A 20,719-nucleotide genomic window follows, 5' to 3' on the forward strand; every position below is an offset into this window, starting at 1 on the left:
CACCCTGTTCCGCTGGCCGGCGATAGTCACCGATAGCTACCGCGACGTATTTCTTTGTAAATCAATACGTTACAGCAGCCTTTCGATAGTGGCCGATAGGCCCCGAAGAACCGGATTTCACTCCCACTCAATCGTCGCCGGCGGCTTCCCCGACACGTCATACACCACCCGGTTCAGCCCACGCACTTCGTTGATGATCCGGTTCGAGCAACGCCCTAGCAGCGCATAAGGCAGGTGCGCCCAGTGCGCCGTCATGAAGTCGGTAGTCTGCACCGCGCGCAGCGCGACGACATAGTCGTAGGTACGGCCATCACCCATCACGCCGACTGATTTCACCGGCAGGAACACCGCAAACGCCTGGCTGGTCAGGTCATACCAGCTCTTGCCGACCTGGTTCGGCTCGCACAGCCCCGCGGCGGCGTCATGTTCGCTGGCGATGGTCTTGCGCAGTTCTTCGATGAAGATGGCGTCGGCGCGGCGCAGCAGGTCGGCGTATTCACGCTTGACTTCGCCCAGGATGCGCACGCCCAGGCCCGGGCCCGGGAACGGGTGGCGGTAGACCATTTCGGGCGGCAGGCCGAGTTCCACGCCAAGCTCGCGCACTTCGTCCTTGAACAGGTCGCGCAGCGGCTCGAGCAGCTTCAGGCCCAGCGTTTCCGGCAGGCCACCGACGTTGTGGTGGCTCTTGATGGTGGTGGCCTTCTTGGTCTTGGTGCCGCCCGATTCCACCACGTCCGGGTAGATCGTGCCCTGCGCCAGCCACTTGGCGTTGGTCAGCTTCTTGGCCTCGGCCTGGAACACTTCGACGAATTCGCGGCCGATGATCTTGCGCTTCTGCTCGGGGTCGGTCACGCCGGCCAGGTGGCCGAGGAACTGTTCAGAGGCGTCGATATGCACGACCTTGGCGTGCAGGCGGCCGGCGAACATCTCCATCACCATCTTGCCTTCGTCCTGGCGCAGCAGACCGTGGTCGACGAAGACGCAGGTGAGCTGGTCGCCGATGGCGCGGTGGATCAGCGCGGCGGCCACGGACGAATCGACGCCGCCCGACAGGCCCAGGATCACTTCCTCGTCGCCCACTTGCTCGCGGATCTTGGCGACGGCTTCCTCGATGTGGTCGCGCATGACCCAGTCAGGCTTGCAGCCGGCGATGCCGAGCACGAAGCGCTCCAGCATCTGGCGGCCCTTGACGGTGTGCGTGACCTCGGGGTGAAACTGCACGGCGTAGTAGTGGCGCGCCTCGTCGGCCATGCCGGCGATCGGGCAGCTCGGCGTGGAGGCCATCAGCTTGAAGCCCGGCGGCAGGCCGGTGACCTTGTCGCCGTGGCTCATCCAGACCTTGAGCATGCCGTGGCCTTCCGGCGTGCGGAAATCCTCGATGTCCTTGAGCAGCTCGGTATGGCCGTGGGCGCGCATCTCGGCATAGCCGAATTCGCGCTGGTCGCTCCATTCCACCTTGCCGCCCAGTTGCACGGCCATGGTCTGCATGCCGTAGCAGATGCCCAGCACCGGCACACCCAGGTCCCACACCGCCTGCGGCGCGCGCAGCTGTTGGTCTTCATAGGTGCTGGCGTGGCTGCCCGACAGGATGATGGCCTTGGGGGCGAACTCGCGCACGAACGCGTCGGAGACGTCGTTCGGATGGATTTCGCAGTAGACGTGCGCCTCGCGGACGCGGCGGGCGATCAGCTGCGTGACCTGCGAACCGAAATCAAGAATGAGGATTTTGTCGTGCATGATGGGCCGATGGCTTGTCTTCCGTTGCGGGCTCGGTCACGACTTCCGTGCCGGGGCCATAGCCCGGCGGCGGTGTGATGACCGGCTCGCGCCGGTATTCTGGGGTATTCGTGTGGCGCGCCGCGGGGACGACGCCGGGTTCCTTCCTGGATTCCTGTTCCTGTAGCGCGCGCTCCATCTTCCGTTGCCGTTCGCGCTCGCGCACGCGCTTTGACGCGGGAATCTGTACCACGGCAAAGAACGCCAGCACCACGGCGATGGTCGGCAGCCAGATCTTGCCGGCGCCTTCCAGCGGCAGCTCCAGGAACACCATCCAGCCGATGATCAGCAATGCGCTGGCCAGGTTCACATAGCCGGCCGTACGCGCCACCGGCACCGTCAACTGGCCGTTGAATGCGGCCTGCCACAGCAGCACCGACAAGCCGACCAGCGCCACGCCCAGCAACTGCCCGAACAGCGCAGGCTGCGGCTGCGGCAACTGCAGCGCCGCATACAGCGTGGTAAACGGGGACATCAATAACAAAATGCCCAGCAGCAAATCCACCAGGGCATCGAAAAACAGCACCGCTCGCAGCAATACCTTCATTGGCGCTCCTCGTCTTGGGCCCGGCCGATGGTGCGGCTGGCGTCAAGGCAACGCCGGCATGGCGCGCGGCCAGGGCCGGATGGATTCCGGTCAGGCGAAGGGAGCGCCAGCAGCGGCGCTCCCTCGCCCCGACGATCATGCGGTTGCGCGTCAGTCGATATGGTAGTTCGGCGCTTCCTTGGTGATCTGCACGTCGTGCACGTGCGACTCACGCATGCCGGCTGCCGTGATCTGGACGAACTGTGCATTCTCATGCCAGTCGGCGATCGACTTGCTGCCGCAGTAGCCCATCGAGGAACGCACGCCACCGGTGAGCTGGTGGATGATCGCCATCACCGAGCCCTTGTAGGGAACGCGGCCTTCGATGCCTTCCGGCACCAGCTTGTCGACGTTGGCCGTATTATCTTCCTGGAAGTAGCGGTCAGCCGCGCCGTCCTTCATCGCGCCCACCGAACCCATGCCGCGGTAGCTTTTGAACGAGCGGCCCTGGAACAGGAACACCTCGCCCGGCGCTTCTTCGGTGCCGGAGAACATGCCGCCCATCATCACGGTGTGGGCGCCGGCCGCCAGGGCCTTGGCCACGTCGCCGGAGTAGCGCACGCCGCCGTCAGCGATCAGCGGCACGCCGGTGCCCTTGAGCGCCTCCGCCACGTTGGAGACGGCCGTGATCTGGGGCACGCCCACGCCTGCCACGATACGGGTGGTGCAGATCGAGCCCGGGCCGATGCCGACCTTGACGCCGTCGGCGCCATGCTCGACCAGCGCGCGCGCGGCGTCGCCAGTGGCGATATTGCCGCCGATCACCTGCACCTGCGGGAAGTTCTGCTTGACCCAGCGCACGCGGTCCAGCACGCCCTGGCTGTGGCCGTGTGCCGTGTCCACCACAATTACATCGACGCCGGCCTTGACCAGCAGTTCGACACGCTCGTCATTGTCCGGACCCACGCCGACTGCGGCGCCTACGCGCAGCTGGCCGTGGTCGTCCTTGCTGGCGAGGGGGTTGTCGACCGCCTTCTGGATGTCCTTCACCGTGATCAGGCCGCGCAGCTCGAAGGCCTGGTTGACCACCAGCACGCGCTCGAGGCGGTGGCGGTTCATCAGGCGCTTGGCTTCTTCCAGCGTCGCGCCTTCGGACACGGTCACCAGCTTTTCGCGCGGGGTCATCTTGGCACGCACCGGGGCATCGAGCTCTTCCTCGAAGCGCAGGTCGCGGTTGGTGATGATGCCGACCACGGTCTTGCCTTCCAGGACCGGGAAGCCCGAAATGCCGTGCTGCTGAGACAGGGCAATCACATCGCGGATCTTGACGTCCGGCGAGATGATGATCGGATCACGCAGCACACCCGACTCGTAGCGCTTCACGCGCGACACTTCGCGGGCCTGGTCGGCCGGCTTCAGGTTCTTGTGGACGATACCGATACCACCGGCCTGCGCCATGGAAATCGCCAGGCGAGCCTCCGTCACCGTGTCCATGGCAGCGGACACCAGCGGAATGTTCAGTTCGATCGAACGGGACAGGCGGGTACGGAGGGAAACATCCCGGGGGAGGACGGCCGAATAGGCCGGGACGAGCAGCACGTCATCGAATGTGAGTGCTTTCTGGACAAGACGCATAGCAAATCCTCTAGGCGCAAAAGCGAATTATACAGGAATGCGCGCTTTGCTGATGCACCGCTATGGGTGCCGTCTGCTATGCTCGTCGTCTTTTTTTCTCGGGCGAAGCGAAGTATGGGAATCGGCGTATTGTGCGGGCTGCTGGCAGGCGCGTTCTGGGGGATGGTGTTTATCGCTCCCAAGCTGCTGCCCGTGTTTTCGCCGTGGGAACTCGCCATCGGCCGCTACCTGGCGTACGGGCTGGTCGCCTTCGTGGCCACCCTGCCGCTGATAAAGCGCATCGCCCGCAAGCTGACCCGCGCCGACTGCGTGGCGCTGCTGCGCCAGGCCTTCACCGGCAACCTGCTCTATTACGTGCTGCTGGCCTTCGGCGTGCAGCTAGCAGGGGTCGGGCCGACCTCGCTGATCATCGGCATCCTGCCCATCTCCGTCACCATCATGGGCCGGCGCGACCAAGGCGCCGTACCGTTGTCCCGGCTGGTGTGGCCGCTGCTGGTGGTGGCCGCCGGCATCGCCTGCATCAATATCGACCTGTTCGGCGGCGGCCAGAGCGCCCACGCTGCCGTCGCCAGCACGGCGGTGCGCTCAGTCTGGCAGAAGCTGGCCGGGGTCTGCTGCGCGGCCGGAGCGCTGGTCTGCTGGACGCTCTACGCGGTGGACAACGCTCGCTACCTGCAGCGCAATCCGCATTACAGCGGCAATGAATGGTCGGCGCTGTACGGGTTGTCGACCGGCGCGGTGTCGGTGGTACTGGCCGTGATCGGCTGGGTATTCGCTGGCGATACCCTGACCGCCGGCGACAGCGGCCGCAACTGGCAGTGGTTCTGGATGGTCAACGCGGCGGTGGCGCTGGGCGCGTCGCTGATCGGCAACAACCTGTGGAATATCGCCAGCCGACGCCTGCCCTTGACGCTGTCGGGCCAGATGATCGTGTTCGAGACGTTGTTCGCGCTGGCGTATGGCTTTGTCTTCGACCATCGCTGGCCGCGGCCGCTGGAAATCGCCGCCATTGTGTTGCTGATGGTCGGCGTGGCCTGGTCGGTGCGCTTGCACGCCAACGACAAGTCTGCGTAGACTAGCGATCGATGGCGCGGGGGTCACACGCGCCACGAAAAACAGCATCAAGAAAACAGCAGTACCCAGGGTCGAACCGGCGCTACGTCCATGACGGGCGCCAAGTCATCGCCGCGGCTGTCCTGCCGCGGCATTGCCTCGCGCGCAGCCGGCGGCCCCGCAGTCCCTCAGCCGCACCATTACAGCAGCACCAGTTACTTCCGAGCCACTTTCAGACGCCTCGCCATGAAACGATCGTCCGCGTTGTGCCTGCTTGCCGCCGCCGTTACCGCCGTTCCCGTCCCCGCCCTCGCCTACTGGCAATGGCGCGATGCCAACGGCCGCATGGTCTACAGCGACGTGCCGCCGTCGGCGGCCGCCGCCAGGATCCTGCGCGCCCCGGGCCGCGTTGCCGGCGAGTACCAGCCGGTGGAAGCCGCCGCCTCGGACAGCGCCAAGGCGCCTCCGGCAGCGCCGGCGCCTGCCAAGGCCTCGGCAAAACCCGCGGCGGCCCCCACCCCTACGGCTGAAGAAGCCTTCCAGAAGCGCCGCGAGGCGCGCCTGAAAGCCGCCGCCGACGAAGCCCGCAAGGAAAGCGAGAGCGCCGAGCGCGAGGCCCGTTGCGCCCAGCTGCGCAACTACGCCAGCGGCCTGCAGAATGGCATGCGCGCCGCCGTGGCTGGCCCGGACGGATCGCTGCAACACCTGAACAGCGATCAGCGCCAGGCCGAGACGCTGAAGACCACCGCCAGCCTCGAGAAGAACTGCAACTGAGCGTGGAAAGCAAGACGGGGCGCTTGAGCGCCCCGTCTTCCGCCGTCACCTGCTGATCCGCAGCTCAGCCATTCCCGCGCAGCCATTTCTGGCCTTCGCGCGCCCCGCCCTCACGCTGCTTCTGCACGCGCTTGCGCCGAGCCTGCTTGGGGTCGGCCGTCAGCGGCCGGTACACCTCGACGCGATCGCCTTCGCGCACCACGGTTTCGGGCGTTTTGAGCTTGCCGAAGATACCTACGCGCATGGTTGAAGGGTCCACCTCAGGGCAGGCCTGCTGCAGCCCGGAGCCAACGATGGCCGCCGCGATGGTGGTCCCGGCGGGCACGTCGATCTCCTTCAGGAACACGCTGTCCGGCCGCGCATAGCAGACGGCGATATGCACGGTCGCCGCGCCCGTATCAGCTGGTGCCATAGACGACCTCGGCACGTTTGACGAAGGCATCGACAAAGGTGTTGGCGATCATGCTGAACACCGGACCGATCAGCTTTTCCAGCAGCAGGCTGGAAAATTCGTAGTGCAGGTGGAACTCGATCTTGCAGGCATCCTCGCGCAGGGGCGTGAAGCGCCACGCGCCGTTGAAGGTCTTGAACGGGCCGTCGGCAAAGCTCATGTCGATGCGCGTCGGCCGCTCCTGCGAATTGCGGGTGTGGAAGTACTGCTGGATCCCTTTGAAGTGGATATGGATCTTGGCGTCGAGCGTGGTCTCGGTCTGCTCGAACACCTCCACGCCACCGCACCATGGCAGGAACTTGGGATAGTCCTCCACGCGCGTGACCAGGTCGTACATCTGCGCGGCGGAGTAGCCGAGCAGCACGGATTTATGGACGTCTGCCATGTAATGGGAAATCTGGCTGCCGGCCATGCCGTGCGCAACGCGCAGCGGCATGAGCCGGTACCGGGGCTGGTTTGCTAAAATGCTGATTTTAGCCGACGCTGGCACATGACGGCACCTCGCCATGCGGCACTGCAGCGATCCGACCGGCTTCCACTCATTGTTCCCCCACCCGCACGCATGACCATTGCAGACAACAAAAGGGCCTTTTTCGACTACTTCATCGAAGAGCGATATGAGGCCGGGATCGTGCTGGAAGGCTGGGAAGTCAAGGCAATCCGCGCCGGGCGCGTGCAGATCAAGGAAGGCTACGTGGTGGTCCGCGACGCCGAGATGTTCCTGATCGGCGCCCATATCAGCCCGCTGCAGAGCGCCTCCACCCACGTCAATCCCGACCCGGTGCGCACCCGCAAGCTGCTGCTCAAGGCCGACGAAATCAAGAAACTGATCGGCAAGGTCGAGCAGCGCGGCTATACGCTGGTGCCGCTGAACCTGCACTACACGCGTGGCCGCGTGAAGTGCGAGATCGGCCTGGCCAAGGGCAAGAAGCAGTTCGACAAGCGCGAAACCGAGAAGCAGCGCGACTGGCAGCGCGAGAAGGCCCGCATCCTAAAGGGCGGCGCCAAGGAGTAGACCCCGGCGCCGCGCTTGCCAGGAGGCGTCCTCAGGCCGCTTTCTGGCCCTTCACGATCTGCAGGGCCGACGCAATCATGCTGCTCATCTCGCCCATATTGCCCGGCACGATCAGCGTATTGCCCTGCTTGGCCAGGTTGCCGAACGCGGCGATATATTCCTCGGCGACCTTCAGGTTGACCGCGTCCATGCCGCCTTCGGTGCGGATTGCATTGCCGACCTTCTGAATCGCCTGGGCATTCGCCTCCGCCACCGCGAGGATGGCAGTCGCCTCGCCCTGCGCCTTGTTGATCGCGGCCTGCTTCTCGCCCTCTGATTTCTGGATCGCCGCCTCACGCGCGCCCGTGGCCAGGTTGATCTGTTCCTGGCGCTTGCCTTCAGACGCCGCGATCAGGGCACGCTTTTCGCGCTCGGCAGTGATCTGCGCCTGCATCGCATGCAGGATCTCCTTGGGCGGGGTCAGGTCCTTGATCTCGTAGCGCAGCACCTTGACGCCCCAGTTGGCGGCGGCTTCATCCAGCGCGTTGACCACGCTGTGGTTGATGAACTCGCGCTCCTCGAAGGTCTTGTCGAGCTCCAGCTTGCCGATCACCGAGCGCAGCGTGGTCTGCGACAACTGCGTGATCGCCACCACGAAGTTGCTCGAGCCATAGGACGCCTTCATCGGGTCGGTGACCTGGAAGTACAGCACGCCGTCGACCTGCAGCTGCGTGTTGTCCTTGGTGATGCAGACCTGGCTGGGCACGTCCAGCGGGATTTCCTTGAGCACGTGCTTGTAGGCGACACGGTCGACAAACGGCACCACGATCGACAGCCCCGGCGTCAGCGTCGCGTGGTATCGGCCCAGGCGCTCCAGCACCCAGGCATGCTGCTGCGGCACGATCTTGATGCCCTTGGCAATCAGCACGATCACGGCGATGAGGACGATCAGCGGCAACAGGCCAAGCTGAAAAGCGAGCATGTAACAACCCTCCAGACAGGAAACATCGGTACGGGGCCGCCGGATGGCAGCAGGTGGATGGCCGCGCGGCAGCGCACCATGCGACGAAACGGATACGGCTTCAGCGCGGAGACACGACCAGCGTGCTGCCGCGCACCGCGACAATGCGGTAGCGGCCTGGGGCGGCGGCGCAATCGGGCGCCAGTTCCACGGTCCAGTCGGCGCCGCGGTATGGGACACGGGCGCGCCCGTTGGCATCCCAGGCGGGCACGTCGAGCTCCTGGCCGATATCGAGATTCACGTCGGGATCGGCGGCGGCAGTGCCGCGCCGCAGCTTGCCGAAGCGGGTACGGCGCAGCCCGGCGATCAGCACCGCCGCGACCAGGGCCGCCAGCAGCGTCTGCGCGGCTGGCGACAAGTCGAGCAAGGCCCCCACCCCGCCGGCGGCGAGGCCCACTGCCACCATCAGCAGGTAGAACGTGCCGGTGTTCAGCTCGACGATCACCAGCACGACCGCAGCCACGAACCAGATGTAGTAAGCCATCCCAGCTCCCGTAGATCCCGAAAAGTAAAAACCCCGCAGCGCTTTCAGCGTCTGCGGGGCAGTAACAACACCTGACGCAGGGCCGGTGCCGGCCGGCTGCCCGAAGGCGCCGGCATATTGTCATTGAGCGCTATTGTGACGTCAAATGCCTCAGGAAGCCAGTTGGCGCCAGGTCTCGACCACCGAGTCCGGGTTCAGCGAGATCGACTTGATACCTTCCTTGGCCAGCCACGCGGCAAAATCCGGATGATCCGAAGGGCCCTGGCCGCAGATGCCGACGTATTTGTCCAGGCGGATGCACGCCTCGATGGCGCGCGACAGCATGAACCGCACTGCCGGGTCGCGTTCGTCGAAGTCCTTGGCCAGCAGTTCCATGCCGGAATCGCGGTCCAGGCCCAGCGTCAGCTGGGTCAGGTCGTTCGAGCCGATCGAGAAGCCGTCGAAGTACTGCAGGAACTCTTCGGCCAGGATCGCGTTGGACGGCACTTCGCACATCATGATGATGCGCAGGCCGTTCTCGCCGCGCTTCAGGCCGTGCTTGGCCAGCAGCTCGATGACCTTCTCGGCCTGGCCCAGCGTACGCACGAACGGCACCATGATCTCGACGTTGGTCAGACCCATTTCATCGCGCACGCGCTTCATGGCCTTGCATTCCATTTCGAACGCTTCGGCAAAGTCGTCGGCGATATAACGCGAAGCGCCGCGGAAGCCCAGCATCGGGTTTTCTTCGTCCGGCTCGTAGCGCGAACCGCCGATCAGCTTCTTGTACTCGTTGGACTTGAAGTCCGACAGGCGCACGATCACGGATTTCGGATAGAACGCCGCGCCGATCGTCGCAATGCCCTCGGCCAGCTTGTCGACGTAGAACGCGCGCGGGCTGGCATGGCCACGGGCCACGCTCTCCACGGCCTTCTTCAGGTCGGCATCGACCTGCGGATAGTCGAGGATTGCCTTCGGGTGGACGCCGATGTTGTTGTTGATGATGAATTCCAGGCGGGCCAGGCCGACGCCGTGATTCGGGATCTGCGCGAAGTCGAACGCCAGCTGCGGGTTGCCCACGTTCATCATCAGCTTGACGTCGATTTCCGGCATGTCACCACGCTGGACTTCGGTCACTTCGGTTTCCAGCAGGCCGTCGTAGATGCGGCCTTCGTCGCCCTCGGCGCACGACACGGTCACCAGCGTGCCGTCCTTCAGCACGTCGGTGGCGTCGCCGCAGCCGACCACGGCCGGCACGCCCAGTTCACGCGCGATGATGGCCGCGTGGCAGGTACGGCCGCCACGGTTGGTGACGATGGCCGAGGCACGCTTCATCACCGGCTCCCAGTTCGGGTCGGTCATGTCGGCCACCAGCACGTCGCCGGGCTGCACGCGCTCCATCTCGGACGGGTCGTTGATGACACGGACCGGGCCGGTGCCGATCTTCTGGCCGATGGCGCGGCCGCTGGTCAGCACGGGTGCGGTGCCCTTGAGCTTGAAGCGCAGTTCGGCCTTGCCGGCGGACTGGCTCTTCACCGTTTCCGGGCGGGCCTGCAGGATGTAGATCTTGCCGTCCTTGCCGTCCTTGCCCCACTCGATGTCCATCGGGCGGCCATAGTGCTTCTCGATGATCATCGCGTACCTGGACAGCTCGGTCACGTCCTCGTCGGTGATCGAGTAGCGGTTGCGCAGTTCGCCCGGCACGTCCACGGTCTTCACGCGGCCGGCTTCGCCCGGCTTGGTGAATTCCATCTTGATCAGCTTGGAGCCGATCGAGCGGCGGATGATCGGGTACTTGCCGGCCTGCAGCGTCGGCTTGAAGACGTAGAACTCGTCCGGGTTGACCGCGCCCTGCACCACCGTTTCGCCCAGGCCGTAGCTGGAGGTGATGAAGACCACGTCGGGGAAGCCGGATTCGGTGTCGATGGTGAACATCACGCCCGAGGCGGCCAGGTCCGAACGGACCATGCGCTGGATACCCGCGGACAGCGCCACCACGTCATGGGCAAAGCCCTTGTGCACGCGGTAGGAAATGGCACGGTCGTTGTACAGCGAGGCGAACACGTGCTTGATCTTGTCGAGCACGTCGTCGATGCCGCTGACGTTCAGGTAGGACTCCTGCTGGCCGGCGAACGAGGCGTCGGGCAGGTCTTCGGCGGTGGCCGACGAACGCACGGCGAACGACGCTTCAGCGCCTTCGCGCTCGGACACGCGGGCATAGTGCTCGCGGATTTCCTGTTCCAGGCGCGGCTGGAACGGCGCGGCAGCGACCCAGTTGCGGATCTCGGCACCGGCCTCGGCGAGCGCCTTGACGTCGTCGACGTCCAGCGTCTTGAGGCGCTGCGAGATGCGCTCGGTCAGGTTGTTGTGGGCGATGAAGTCGCGGAAGGCGAGCGCGGTGGTGGCAAAGCCGCCCGGAACCCGGACGCCGGCTTCCGCCAGCTGGGAGATCATCTCGCCCAGCGACGAATTCTTGCCGCCGACGATTTCCACGTCAGCCATGCGCAACTGCTCGAACGGCAGCACATAGGCGCCGTTATCTGCCTGGTTAGTCATGAGAGCCTCAAAACAAAGTAGAAAACCTGACGCGCAAGCCCGGTATGTTCTTGATGTTCTGTTCCCGGACCGATCGCTTGGCTAAGCAACCCCGAGCTGGCAGCTGGGATATTGCGCTGCGGGTCTAGTGCGCTGCGGCTCTCGACAGCGCTCATCTCGCAGCGCACATTGTCGACAATTCCGGCCCCGATCGTTGCAGCTACGAGTGCCCGGCGGAATTGCTTAGCGAAAAGATCGCCGCTATTCTACCGTGCTGCGCCGCACTTTTTTGCGGAAGATTGAATCTATTTATTGCTCACCTCCATGTCCCAGCCAGAAGCGCCCGGTGCAGCGGTTTCCGGGTCCCAGCCTGGAATGCAGCCTGAATCCCATTCCGCCGCCATGACGGCGACAGCACTCGCAAGCGCGCCAGCCGGCGCTGCCCAGGGCGCCGATCGCCCGGCGGTGCGTACCGTGTTCATCGTCTCGGATGGCACCGGCATCACCGCGGAAACCTTCAGCCACTCGATCCTTGCCCAGTTCGAAATGCGCTTCCGCAAGGTGCGCATGCCTTTTGTCGATACCCCGGAAAAGGCACATATCGCCGTCGGCAAGATCAATGAGGCGTTCCACAACGAAGGCGTGCCACCCATCGTCTTCACCACGCTGGTCAACCAGGAGGCGAACAAGGCACTGCGCCGCGCCAAGGCGATGATCCTGGACATGTTCCAGACCTTTATCGAGCCGCTCGAGAAAGAACTGGGCCTGAAGTCCACCCACGCGATTGGCCGCTTCCACCAGAATGCGGACACCGAGGCCTACAAGAACCGAATCGAGGCCATCAACTTCTCGCTGGCGCATGATGACGGCCAGTCACACAAGAACCTGGAAGAAGCGGATGTGATCCTGGTGGGCGTTTCGCGCAGCGGCAAGACTCCGACGAGCCTTTACCTGGCGATGCAATACGGGCTGAAGGCAGCCAATTACCCGCTGATCCCCGATGATTTCGAGCGTGGCCGGCTGCCGTCGGCGCTATACGCTTTCAAGCCCAAGATCTTCGGCCTTTCGATCGATCCGCAGCGCCTGACCGAAATCCGCAATGAGCGCCGCCCGGGTAGCAAGTATGCAGCGCTGGAAAATTGCCGCTATGAAGTCAATGAAGCCGAAGCGATGATGCGGCGCGAAGGCATCAAATGGTTGTCTTCGACACATAAGTCGATTGAGGAGATCGCGACTACGATCCTGCAAGAGATCAAGGTAGATCGCGACAATTATTAAAAAAGCGGCCGCAAAGGCCGCTTTTTTATTTCTTGAGGTCTGGCTCAGCGCCGTTGGCGCACCGCCTCGAACAGGCAGATCGCCGTCGCAGCCGCCACGTTAAGCGATTCCAGCCCACCGGGTTGCGGGATGCCGACCTTGCGCGTGACGTGCTGCATCCAAGCCTCGCTGACCCCCGCCCCTTCATTGCCGACCACCCACGCCACCGGTCCGCGCAGATCAGTATCGAACACCGCCGCATCGGCGTGCGACGACGTAGCCATCACCGGCACCGCCAGCCGCGGCGCAAGCGCATCCACTGTGCAGTGCTCGACGATGTTGAGGTGGAAATTCGCCCCCATGCCAGCGCGCAGCGTTTTGACCGACCATGCAAAGGCACACCCGGTGGCCAGGAACGCATGGCGGATGCCTGCCGCGGCAGCGCTGCGCAGGATCGAGCCGACATTGCCGGCATCCTGCACGCCATCCAGGATCACGCAGTCTTCCTCGATCCGCGCCGGCAGGTGACCGGACGGCGTCTCGATCACCAGCATCAGGTCGATGCCGTTGACCACGCCGCTGATCTGCGTGAACAGCGCATCGGCCAGCACCACCACGCGCTCGGCGTCGACCAGCGCCAGCAGCGGCGCCACCTCGGCATGGTCGTAATGGCGCTCCGACACCACACAGGTGACCGGTTGGCCGCGCGCGGCCACATAGGCCTGCGCCAGGTGCACGCCGTCGAGCAGCGACTGCCCGGCCTTGCGGCGCTGGTGCGTGGAAGTGGCCAGGGCCTTCAAATGCTTGAACAGCGCGTTGTCGCGCGAGGTGACGTGCTTCACGATGCGGGGATCAGGTAGGTGCGCTTCACTGCGCGACCGTGACCGAAACCGAGGCGGTGACCTCAGTCACTTCGGCCACTGCGGTCATGCCGGTGAACATGGGCCGCTGCTCCAGCGCCTCGCGCACGGGCGCAAACGAACGGCGGTGGTGCGGCGTGGCGCCGAACTCAGCCAGCGCGGCCAGGTGCTGCGGCGTGCCATAGCCGACGTGCGAATCGAAGCCGTATTGCGGATAGCGCTCGTGCAGCAACATCAGATCGCGGTCGCGCGCCACCTTGGCGAGGATCGACGCGGCCGAGATCGCCCTGACCAGCGCATCGCCCTTGACGATGGCTTCCACCGGGAACGGCACCTGCGGGCAGCGGTTGCCGTCGACCTGCACCAGGTCCGGCACGATGCCGCTGGCGGCCAGCCCCTGCACGGCGCGCTGCATTGCCAGCATGCTGGCGTGCAGGATGTTGAGCGTGTCGATCTCCTCGACCGTGGCGAAGGCGATATGCCAGCCGAGCGCGCGTTCGCAGATCTTGTCGTAGAGTTGTTCGCGCTTGGCGGCGGTCAGGATCTTGGAGTCGGCCAGGCCGCGGATCGGACGCTTCGGATCCAGCACCACGGCGGCGGCATAGACCGGCCCGGCCAGCGGTCCCCTGCCCGCTTCATCGACGCCGCACAGGCGCTGCACGGCGGCAGCGGCCGGGGCAAGATCCAGCCCCATCTGCGGCGATTCAGCATCGCGGCGCGCCATCAGACGGTCCCCCGGCTGTGCATCAGGTCCACCACCACATCGGCGGCCAGTTGCGCGGTATTGCACTTGAGCGTCTCGTGCATGCGGGTGAAATGCTCATACAGGAAGGCGGTGTTGCCCTCGTCGTTGAGTTGCAGCAGCGTTTCGCGGGCCAGCGCCTCGGGCGTGGCATCGTCCTGCAGCAGTTCCGGCACGACGAAGCGCCCTGAAAGGATATTAGGCAATCCCACGTACGGCAGGTAACCCTGGCGCTTCATGATCTGCGCGGTCAGCCAGGGCACCTTGTAGGAGATCACCATCGGTTTCTTGTACAGCGCCGCTTCCAGCGTGGCGGTGCCGCTGGCCAGCAGCACCACGTCGGCGGCTTCCATGGCCTGGTGCGACTTGCCGTCGACGATGGTCAGGCGCAGTTCGGGATACTGCGCGTGCAGTTCCTCGACGATGGCGCGCAGCGGCGCGCTGGCCGCCGGCAGCACGAACGCCAGGTTCGGGTCCATGCGCTGCATGCGAGCCATGGCGGCAAAGAAGGTGGCGCCGAGGTTGCGCACCTCGGACTGGCGGCTGCCCGGCAGCACGGCTACCACGCGGTGCCCGGCCGGCAGGCCGAGCTCGGCGCGCGCGCCGGCGACATCGGGCACCATGGGGATCACGTCAGCCAGCGGATGGCCCACGTAGGTGGCCGGGATGCCGGCCTTGGCGTAGATCTCGGGCTCGAACGGGAACAGGCACAGGATGTGGTCCACCGCGCGCGCGATGGTGCGGATGCGCCCGCCACGCCAGGCCCAGATCGACGGGCTGACAAAATGCACGACCGGGATGCCGGCGCGCCGCAGCGGCACTTCCAGGCCGAAATTGAAGTCCGGGGCATCGACCCCGATAAAGCACAGCGGCGGATTGGCCAGCAGCCAGTCGCGCACGGCGCGGCGCGTGGCCAGGATCTCGCGCAGCGAGCCCAGTACCTCGACATAGCCGTTGACCGACAGCGTTTCCATCGGCCAGCGCGAGGTAAAGCCCTGCGCCATCATGCGCTTGCCGCCGATGCCGGAATACTCGACCGTGTCGCCAAGGCGGGCCTTGAGTCCGCCCATCATCAGCGATGCCAGCAGGTCGCCCGAGGCCTCGCCGGCCACCATGGCGATGGTGCCGCGTTTGCCTGTTGCGCTCCCGTTGCCCGTGGGCACGTCGCCCCGAATCGCGGCGTCGACCATGTCCGGTCCGTTCTCAGCGCACGATGCCGCGCTGGGTGGCGGCAAGGAATTCGACAAACGCTCGCAGCGGCGTCGCGGTGCCGGCATCGGCCTGGCCCAGCAAGGCGGAGATCTCGTTGCGTGCCTCGTCGAAGCTGAGGTCGGACTTGTAGAGCAGCTTGTAGGCCTGGCGCAGCGCGGCGATCTGGCCCGCATCGAAGCCGCGGCGGCGCAGCCCCTCGACGTTGACGCCGTGCGGCGTGGCCTTGTTGCCGCTCTTGTCGCTGGCGGCGATCACGAACGGCGGCACGTCCTGCACCAGCGCGGAAGCGCCACCCAGCATCGCATGGGCGCCGATGCGCACGAACTGGTGCACGCCGCTCATGCCGCCCAGGATCGCCCAGTCGCCCACTTCAACGTGGCCGGCGATCTGCGCGTTGCTGGAAAACACGGTGTGGTTGCCGACGATGCAGTCATGCGCGATATGCACGTAGGCCATGATCCAGTTGTCGCTGCCAATGCTGGTCAGGCCGCGGTCCTGCACCGTGCCGGTGTGGATCGTGGTGAATTCGCGGATGGTGTTGCGGTCGCCGATCTCGAGCCGGGTCGGCTCATTGCGGTACTTCATGTCCTGCGGCACGCCGCCGACCGAAGCATAGGGACCGATCTGGTTGCCCTCGCCGATCGTGGTGTAGCCCTCGACCGTCGTATGCGAGCCGATCCGGGTGCCGCTGCCGATCCGCACATTGGCGCCGACGATGGAGAACGGCCCGACGGTCACGTCGGAAGCCAGTTCTGCCTTCGGGTCGACCAGTGCGGTGGGATGGATTTGCGTCATACGTCTGTCCTGTGGTGTGTCTGGTGAAGGATGGGCCCATGCCGGGGGGCAAAGGTTCCCGTCCTTGGCCGCCCGCGCCCGTCAGAGCGGACGCGGCGCGCGGCCTGCGGCGCTGCCGGGGGCAGCTGGCGGCCTCACTCGGCCTGCTTCACGGTGCACATCAGCTCCGCCTCGCAGGCCACCTTGTCGTCCACGGTGGCGAACGCCTTGAATTTCCAGATGCCGCGGATATAGCGCTCGACCGTCACGTTCATGTGCAACTGGTCGCCCGGGTATACCACCTGCTTGAAGCGGGCGCCGTCGATGCCGACGAAGTAGTACAGCGAGCCTTCCTTGCGCTCCATCTCCGCGCCGAAAGTCAGCAGGCCAGCGGACTGTGCCAGCGCCTCGAGGATCATCACCCCCGGCATCACCGGTTGCTCGGGGAAATGGCCCATGAAATAAGGCTCGTTGATGGTGACGTTCTTCAACGTCTTGATGCGCTTGCCCGGCTCGAACTCGAGCACGCGGTCCACCATCAGGAACGGATAGCGATGCGGCAGCAGCTTAAGGATCTGGCGAATGTCGATGTCGGCTGCGGTCATGATGATTTCTCTTAGTCTTGTGAGGTTGGGGACCCGGCGGACTGGCCGCGCAGGCGACGTTCCAGCGCCACCACCCGTTCGCGCAGCTTGCTCAGGCCGCGCACGATGGCTGCGTTGCGTTCCCACTCGCCGTGCGGCAGGAACGGGAAGACGCTGGTGAAATGGCCCCCGGGCTTGGTAATGGATTTGGTGATCGAGGTGCCGCCGGACACTGTGGTGCGGTCGGCAATGCTCAGGTGGCCGGCAAAATTGGCCGCGCCTCCGATCACGCAGAAACGGCCGATGCGCGTGCTGCCCGATACCGCGGCGCACCCGGCAATGACCGTATGGGCCCCGACGCGCACGTTGTGTGCGATCTGGACCTGGTTGTCGATCTTGCAGCCTTCTTCGATCACGGTGTCGGCCATGGCGCCGCGGTCGATCGCGGTATTGGCGCCGACCTCCACGTCATCGCCCAGCACCGCGCGTCCGGTCTGCGGGATCTTCACGTATTCGACCCCGGTCGCGCTGATATCCGGCGCAAAGCCGAAGCCGTCCGCGCCGATCACCACGCCGCTGTGCAGGATCGCGCGCGCGCCGACCACGCACTGGTGGTAGACCGAAACGTTGGCGTAGAGCAGCGAATCGTCGCCGATCTCGGCATGCGCGCCGACATAGCCGTTGGCCAGGATGCGCACGCGCTCGCCCAGGCGTGCGCCGCGCTCGATCACCACGTTGGGGCCGATGTAGCACGACGCCGGCACCACCGCATCCGGCGACACCGTCGCGCGCGGGTCGATGCCCACGCGCGTGTCGGTATTGGCGGCGCGGTCAAAGCGCTGCGCCACCCGGGCAAAGCAGACGTAGGGATTGCGCGCCACCAGCCAGTTGCGGCCGTCGGCCCGGCCCTCGGTGCGGATGCGCTCGAGGTCGGACGCCGACACGATCACGGCGCCGGCCGTGGAGTCGAGCGCCTGCTGCAGGTAGAGCGGATTGGACAGGAACGAGAGCTCGGCCGGTCCGGCCTGGTCCAGCGGAGCGAGGCCCACGATCGCCAGGTCGGGATCACCCACAACCTGCGCGCCGGTCTCGGTGGCGAGCTGACCCAGTGTGGGTGTCTGCATGGCGGTACTTCCTGAAAAAAACGAAAAGACGAAAGGACGTGAAAACCGGCGCGGCTTACCTGGCGCCGGCGTTCAGCGCCTTCATCACGTCGTCGGTAATGTCGATGCGCGGGTTCACATAGACCGCTTCCTGCACGATCAGGTCGTACTTGCGCTGCTCGGCCAGTTGGCGGATCACGCGGTTGGCGCGCTCCAGCACCTGCGCCAGCTCTTCATTGCGGCGCTGGTTCAGGTCCTCGCGGAACTCGCGCTGCTTGCGCTGGAACTCGCGGTCCAGGTCGGCCACTTCGCGCTGGCGGCGCTGGCGGTCGGCGTCGGCAAGCACGGCCGTGTCCTTGTCGAGCTTGTCGGCCATGCCCTTGATCTTCTGGGCCATGTCCTGCAGTTCGCGGTCGCGCTTGGAGAACTCCTGCTCCAGCTTGACCTGGGCCTGCTTGGCCGGCTGCGAGTCGCGCAGGATGCGTTCGGAATTGACGGCGGCAATGCGCGCCTCCTGGGCCATGGCCGGCGCCGCGGCGCAGATAGCCGCCGTGGCGAGCGCGGCGGCGCCCAAGGATTTGACCAGTTTGGATTTTGTATTCATGAAACAGATCCCTTATCAGAATCAGAATGCCGTGCCGATCTGGAACTGGAAGCGCTGGACCTTGTCGGTATCCTCGCGCTTGAGCGGGAAGCCCATGCTGATCTTCAGCGGGCCGATCGGCGACAGCCACGACATGCCGAAGCCGGTCGAGTACTTGAGATCGCTGAAGCGCAGCGGCGCACCTTCCTGGTAGACGTTACCGAAGTCAAAGAACGTGAACAGGCGCAGCGTGCGGTCCACGCCCGAACCCGGCAGCGGGAAGATGAATTCGATATTGCCGATCATCTTGGACGCACCACCCACCGGGTTGCCGTTCTGGTCCTTCGGGCCCAGCGTGCTCGTCTGGTAGCCGCGCACCGAGCCGATACCGCCGGCGTAGAAGTACTTGAACACCGGGAACGGCGTGTTGCCGTAGCCGTGACCGTAGGCAACTTCACCGTTCAATGCCAGCGTGAAGGCCTTCGAGATCGGGTAGAAGTACTGCTGCTGCACGCTGGCGCGGTAGTACTGCGTATCGCCGCCCGGAATGCCGACTTCCAGGTTGGCCTGGGTGTACGGGCCCTTGGTCGGGACCAGCGCGCTGTCACGGCGGTCACGTGCCCAGCCGATGGTGAACGGGAAGTTGTTGATCCCGTCGCCGGAGCTCTTGCCGATCTTGCCGAGCCAGGCGGTGTACTGGCTCGGCGTATTGACCGAGGTATAGACCTGGGTCCGTTCGTAGCCGATGCCGAAGAACACCGTATCGACTTCCGAGAATGGCACGCCGAACTTGAAGCCGCCGCCGGCGGACACGATCTTGTAGTCCTGGTCGCCGGTGTAGTACAGCGGGCGCGAGGTACGGTAGTAGATATCGGTCGAGCGGCTGATGCCGTCCACCGTGAAGTACGGGTCGTACTGCGTCAGCGCGATGGTACGGAACGACTTGGCGGTGTTCACGTCCAGGCCCAGGCTGGTACCGGAGCCGAACACGTTGTCCTGGCGCAGGCCGGCCTGCAGCACCAGCTTGTCAGTGGACGAGAAGCCCACGCCCAGGCTGATCTGGCCGGTCGGTTTTTCCGTCACGTTGACGTTCACATCGACCTGGTCGGGCGCGCCCGGCACGTCCTCGGTGGTGATGTTGGTGTCGGTGAAGTAGCCGGTCCGGTTGATACGCGCCTGCGACTGCTGCAGCTTCTCGCTGTCGAACCACGAGCTTTCCATCTGGCGCATCTCGCGGCGCACCACTTCGTCGCGGGTCTTGCTGTTGCCCACCACGTTGACGCGGCGCACGTAGACGCGCCGTCCCGGATCGACCATCAGCGTCAGCGCGACTTCACGCTTCTGCTGGTCGATGTTCGGCTGCGGATTGATGGTGGTGAAGGCGTAGCCATAGGTGCCGAGCAGGTCGGTGATGGCCTTGGTGCTGGCGGTCAGCTTTTCGGACGAGAAGATGTCGCCCTTCTTCAGCTGCAGCAGCTTTTCCATTTCTTCCTGCTTGCCGAGCAGTTCGCCCGCCAGGCGGATGTCGGACACCTTGTACTGCTCGCCTTCCTTGATGTTCAGCGTCAGGTAGATGTCCTTCTTGTCCGGCGTGATCGACACCTGGGTCGATTCGATCGCGAACTCCAGGTAGCCGCGGTTCAGGTAGAACGAGCGCAGCGCTTCCAGGTCGGCGGTCAGCTTCTGCTTCGAGTACAGGTCGTTCTTGGTGTACCACGACAGCCAGTTCGGCGTGGACAGCTGCATCTCGTCGCGCAGCGTGCCTTCCTTGAAGGCCTTGTTGCCGACGATATTGATCTGGCGGATCTTGGCGACCGGACCCTCTTCGACGTTGAACACCACCGAGACGCGGTTGCGGTCCACCGGCGTGATCGTGGTCTGCACGTCGGCGGCATAGTAGCCGCGCGCGACGTACTGGCGCTTGAGCTCTTGCTCGGCCTTGTCGATCAGTGCCTTGTCGTAGTAACGGGCTTCGGCCACGCCGACCGCGCGCAACGAACGGCGCAGCGTGTCCTTGTCGAATTCCTTGATGCCGACGAACTCGAGCTGCGAGATGGCCGGGCGCTCCTCGACCTGCACCACCAGCACGCCGTCTTCGGCGCGGATCTGCACGTCCTTGAAGAAGCCGGTATTGTAGAGGGCACGGATGGCATCGGCGCCCTTGTCGTCGGTGAAGGTTTCACCGACGCGCACCGGAAGGTAGCCAAACACGGTACCCGGTTCGACGCGTTGCAGGCCCTCAACGCGGATGTCCCTGACGACGAACGGATCGGCAGCCCAGCCCGCCGGGCTCCAGGCTGCAATAATGGCACTCGCCAGCAAGCCCAGCGAAATGCGCTTATGTCTGATCAATGTTGACCCCCTCTTTGATTCCAT

The 20,719-nt window shown here is 64.9% G+C and carries 20 protein-coding genes; 4 read left to right on the top strand and 16 right to left on the bottom strand.

Annotated features, from left to right (window positions below):
• Positions 1-117: 117 nt before the first annotated feature.
• The 3 genes from guaA to guaB all read right to left on the bottom strand — a co-directional run bounded on the left by guaA (position 118) and on the right by guaB (position 3,937).
• Positions 118-1,737, bottom strand: coding sequence for a glutamine-hydrolyzing GMP synthase (gene guaA, locus K307_RS36365; protein WP_042885925.1), 1,620 nt, complete (start codon positions 1,735-1,737; stop codon positions 118-120).
• Entirely contained in the window at positions 1,712-2,323 is a 612-nt protein-coding gene (locus K307_RS36370; protein WP_042885926.1) for a hypothetical protein, read from the bottom strand. Before K307_RS36370 ends, guaA begins: the two co-directional genes overlap by 26 nt.
• Before the next feature lie 150 nt (positions 2,324-2,473).
• A complete protein-coding gene (guaB, locus tag K307_RS36375) occupies positions 2,474-3,937 on the bottom strand; it encodes an IMP dehydrogenase (RefSeq protein ID WP_042885927.1) in 1,464 nt (487 codons plus the stop codon).
• Between the two features lie 114 nt (positions 3,938-4,051).
• Here guaB and K307_RS36380 point away from each other — a divergent pair, with 114 nt between their 5' ends.
• Positions 4,052-5,011, top strand: coding sequence for a DMT family transporter (locus K307_RS36380; protein ID WP_042885928.1), 960 nt, complete (start codon positions 4,052-4,054; stop codon positions 5,009-5,011).
• 225 nt (positions 5,012-5,236) lie between these two features.
• Positions 5,237-5,764, top strand: a complete 528-nt coding sequence (locus tag K307_RS36385; RefSeq protein ID WP_042885930.1) for a DUF4124 domain-containing protein — start codon at positions 5,237-5,239, stop codon at positions 5,762-5,764.
• Between the two features lie 64 nt (positions 5,765-5,828).
• Here the strand turns inward: K307_RS36385 and K307_RS36390 are convergent, their stop codons facing one another.
• Entirely contained in the window at positions 5,829-6,176 is a 348-nt protein-coding gene (locus tag K307_RS36390; RefSeq protein ID WP_080745358.1) for an RnfH family protein, read from the bottom strand.
• Positions 6,163-6,600, bottom strand: coding sequence for a type II toxin-antitoxin system RatA family toxin (locus K307_RS36395; protein WP_042887875.1), 438 nt, complete (start codon positions 6,598-6,600; stop codon positions 6,163-6,165). The genes K307_RS36390 and K307_RS36395 overlap by 14 nt, the downstream gene beginning before the upstream one ends.
• Positions 6,601-6,777: 177 nt before the next feature.
• Between K307_RS36395 and smpB the strand changes: the two genes are divergently transcribed.
• On the top strand, positions 6,778-7,230 hold the full coding sequence (gene smpB / locus K307_RS36400; RefSeq protein ID WP_042885935.1) for an SsrA-binding protein SmpB: 453 nt from the start codon (positions 6,778-6,780) through the stop codon (positions 7,228-7,230).
• Positions 7,231-7,261: 31 nt separating this feature from the next.
• On the opposite strand, the gene K307_RS36405 is transcribed toward smpB, so the two are convergent.
• From K307_RS36405 to ppsA, 3 genes are all read right to left on the bottom strand, one after another.
• Positions 7,262-8,191, bottom strand: a complete 930-nt coding sequence (locus K307_RS36405) for an SPFH domain-containing protein (RefSeq protein WP_042885936.1) — start codon at positions 8,189-8,191, stop codon at positions 7,262-7,264.
• 100 nt (positions 8,192-8,291) lie between these two features.
• Entirely contained in the window at positions 8,292-8,714 is a 423-nt protein-coding gene (locus K307_RS36410; RefSeq protein WP_042885938.1) for an NfeD family protein, read from the bottom strand.
• A gap of 150 nt (positions 8,715-8,864) precedes the next feature.
• On the bottom strand, positions 8,865-11,249 hold the full coding sequence (gene ppsA, locus K307_RS36415) for a phosphoenolpyruvate synthase (protein ID WP_042885939.1): 2,385 nt from the start codon (positions 11,247-11,249) through the stop codon (positions 8,865-8,867).
• Between the two features lie 453 nt (positions 11,250-11,702).
• Between ppsA and K307_RS36420 the strand changes: the two genes are divergently transcribed.
• Positions 11,703-12,506: a pyruvate, water dikinase regulatory protein gene (locus tag K307_RS36420; protein WP_010809585.1), complete on the top strand. Its 804-nt coding sequence runs from the start codon at positions 11,703-11,705 to the stop codon at positions 12,504-12,506.
• 44 nt (positions 12,507-12,550) lie between these two features.
• Here K307_RS36420 and K307_RS36425 read toward each other — a convergent pair whose 3' ends face one another.
• From K307_RS36425 to bamA, 8 genes are all read right to left on the bottom strand, one after another.
• Complete coding sequence (locus K307_RS36425; protein ID WP_042885940.1) at positions 12,551-13,327, bottom strand: TrmH family RNA methyltransferase; 777 nt, start codon at positions 13,325-13,327, stop codon at positions 12,551-12,553.
• A 25-nt stretch (positions 13,328-13,352) separates the two neighbouring features.
• Entirely contained in the window at positions 13,353-14,069 is a 717-nt protein-coding gene (gene rnhB, locus K307_RS36430) for a ribonuclease HII (protein WP_042885941.1), read from the bottom strand.
• Entirely contained in the window at positions 14,069-15,277 is a 1,209-nt protein-coding gene (gene lpxB, locus K307_RS36435; protein WP_042885942.1) for a lipid-A-disaccharide synthase, read from the bottom strand. The genes rnhB and lpxB overlap by 1 nt, the downstream gene beginning before the upstream one ends.
• A 13-nt stretch (positions 15,278-15,290) precedes the next feature.
• Positions 15,291-16,094 carry an acyl-ACP--UDP-N-acetylglucosamine O-acyltransferase gene (lpxA, locus tag K307_RS36440; RefSeq protein WP_042885944.1) on the bottom strand — a complete coding sequence of 268 codons (804 nt, stop codon included), beginning with the start codon at positions 16,092-16,094 and terminating at the stop codon, positions 15,291-15,293.
• 134 nt (positions 16,095-16,228) lie between these two features.
• The gene (gene fabZ, locus K307_RS36445) at positions 16,229-16,678 is read right to left on the bottom strand and encodes a 3-hydroxyacyl-ACP dehydratase FabZ (RefSeq protein ID WP_042885945.1); all 450 of its coding nucleotides are present in this window, start codon (positions 16,676-16,678) and stop codon (positions 16,229-16,231) included.
• A gap of 11 nt (positions 16,679-16,689) precedes the next feature.
• Positions 16,690-17,781: a UDP-3-O-(3-hydroxymyristoyl)glucosamine N-acyltransferase gene (gene lpxD, locus K307_RS36450; RefSeq protein ID WP_042885947.1), complete on the bottom strand. Its 1,092-nt coding sequence runs from the start codon at positions 17,779-17,781 to the stop codon at positions 16,690-16,692.
• A 55-nt stretch (positions 17,782-17,836) separates the two neighbouring features.
• The gene (locus tag K307_RS36455; protein ID WP_042885948.1) at positions 17,837-18,364 is read right to left on the bottom strand and encodes an OmpH family outer membrane protein; all 528 of its coding nucleotides are present in this window, start codon (positions 18,362-18,364) and stop codon (positions 17,837-17,839) included.
• Positions 18,365-18,385: 21 nt separating this feature from the next.
• A complete protein-coding gene (gene bamA, locus K307_RS36460) occupies positions 18,386-20,719 on the bottom strand; it encodes an outer membrane protein assembly factor BamA (RefSeq protein WP_230626296.1) in 2,334 nt (777 codons plus the stop codon).

The sequence above is a fragment of the Cupriavidus necator A5-1 genome (assembly GCF_000744095.1).
GTDB classification, from domain to species: Bacteria; Pseudomonadota; Gammaproteobacteria; order Burkholderiales; family Burkholderiaceae; genus Cupriavidus; species Cupriavidus necator_A.

Coding starts and splice junctions, on each gene's coding strand:
- guaA (WP_042885925.1), bottom strand. CDS start 1,737: ATGCACGACAAAATCCTCATTCTTGATTTCGGTTCGCAGGTCACGCAG.
- K307_RS36370 (WP_042885926.1), bottom strand. CDS start 2,323: ATGAAGGTATTGCTGCGAGCGGTGCTGTTTTTCGATGCCCTGGTGGAT.
- guaB (WP_042885927.1), bottom strand. CDS start 3,937: ATGCGTCTTGTCCAGAAAGCACTCACATTCGATGACGTGCTGCTCGTC.
- K307_RS36380 (WP_042885928.1), top strand. CDS start 4,052: ATGGGAATCGGCGTATTGTGCGGGCTGCTGGCAGGCGCGTTCTGGGGG.
- K307_RS36385 (WP_042885930.1), top strand. CDS start 5,237: ATGAAACGATCGTCCGCGTTGTGCCTGCTTGCCGCCGCCGTTACCGCC.
- K307_RS36390 (WP_080745358.1), bottom strand. CDS start 6,176: ATGGCACCAGCTGATACGGGCGCGGCGACCGTGCATATCGCCGTCTGC.
- K307_RS36395 (WP_042887875.1), bottom strand. CDS start 6,600: ATGGCAGACGTCCATAAATCCGTGCTGCTCGGCTACTCCGCCGCGCAG.
- smpB (WP_042885935.1), top strand. CDS start 6,778: ATGACCATTGCAGACAACAAAAGGGCCTTTTTCGACTACTTCATCGAA.
- K307_RS36405 (WP_042885936.1), bottom strand. CDS start 8,191: ATGCTCGCTTTTCAGCTTGGCCTGTTGCCGCTGATCGTCCTCATCGCC.
- K307_RS36410 (WP_042885938.1), bottom strand. CDS start 8,714: ATGGCTTACTACATCTGGTTCGTGGCTGCGGTCGTGCTGGTGATCGTC.
- ppsA (WP_042885939.1), bottom strand. CDS start 11,249: ATGACTAACCAGGCAGATAACGGCGCCTATGTGCTGCCGTTCGAGCAG.
- rnhB (WP_042885941.1), bottom strand. CDS start 14,069: ATGGCGCGCCGCGATGCTGAATCGCCGCAGATGGGGCTGGATCTTGCC.
- lpxB (WP_042885942.1), bottom strand. CDS start 15,277: ATGGTCGACGCCGCGATTCGGGGCGACGTGCCCACGGGCAACGGGAGC.
- lpxA (WP_042885944.1), bottom strand. CDS start 16,094: ATGACGCAAATCCATCCCACCGCACTGGTCGACCCGAAGGCAGAACTG.
- fabZ (WP_042885945.1), bottom strand. CDS start 16,678: ATGACCGCAGCCGACATCGACATTCGCCAGATCCTTAAGCTGCTGCCG.
- lpxD (WP_042885947.1), bottom strand. CDS start 17,781: ATGCAGACACCCACACTGGGTCAGCTCGCCACCGAGACCGGCGCGCAG.
- K307_RS36455 (WP_042885948.1), bottom strand. CDS start 18,364: ATGAATACAAAATCCAAACTGGTCAAATCCTTGGGCGCCGCCGCGCTC.
- bamA (WP_230626296.1), bottom strand. CDS start 20,719: ATGGAATCAAAGAGGGGGTCAACATTGATCAGACATAAGCGCATTTCG.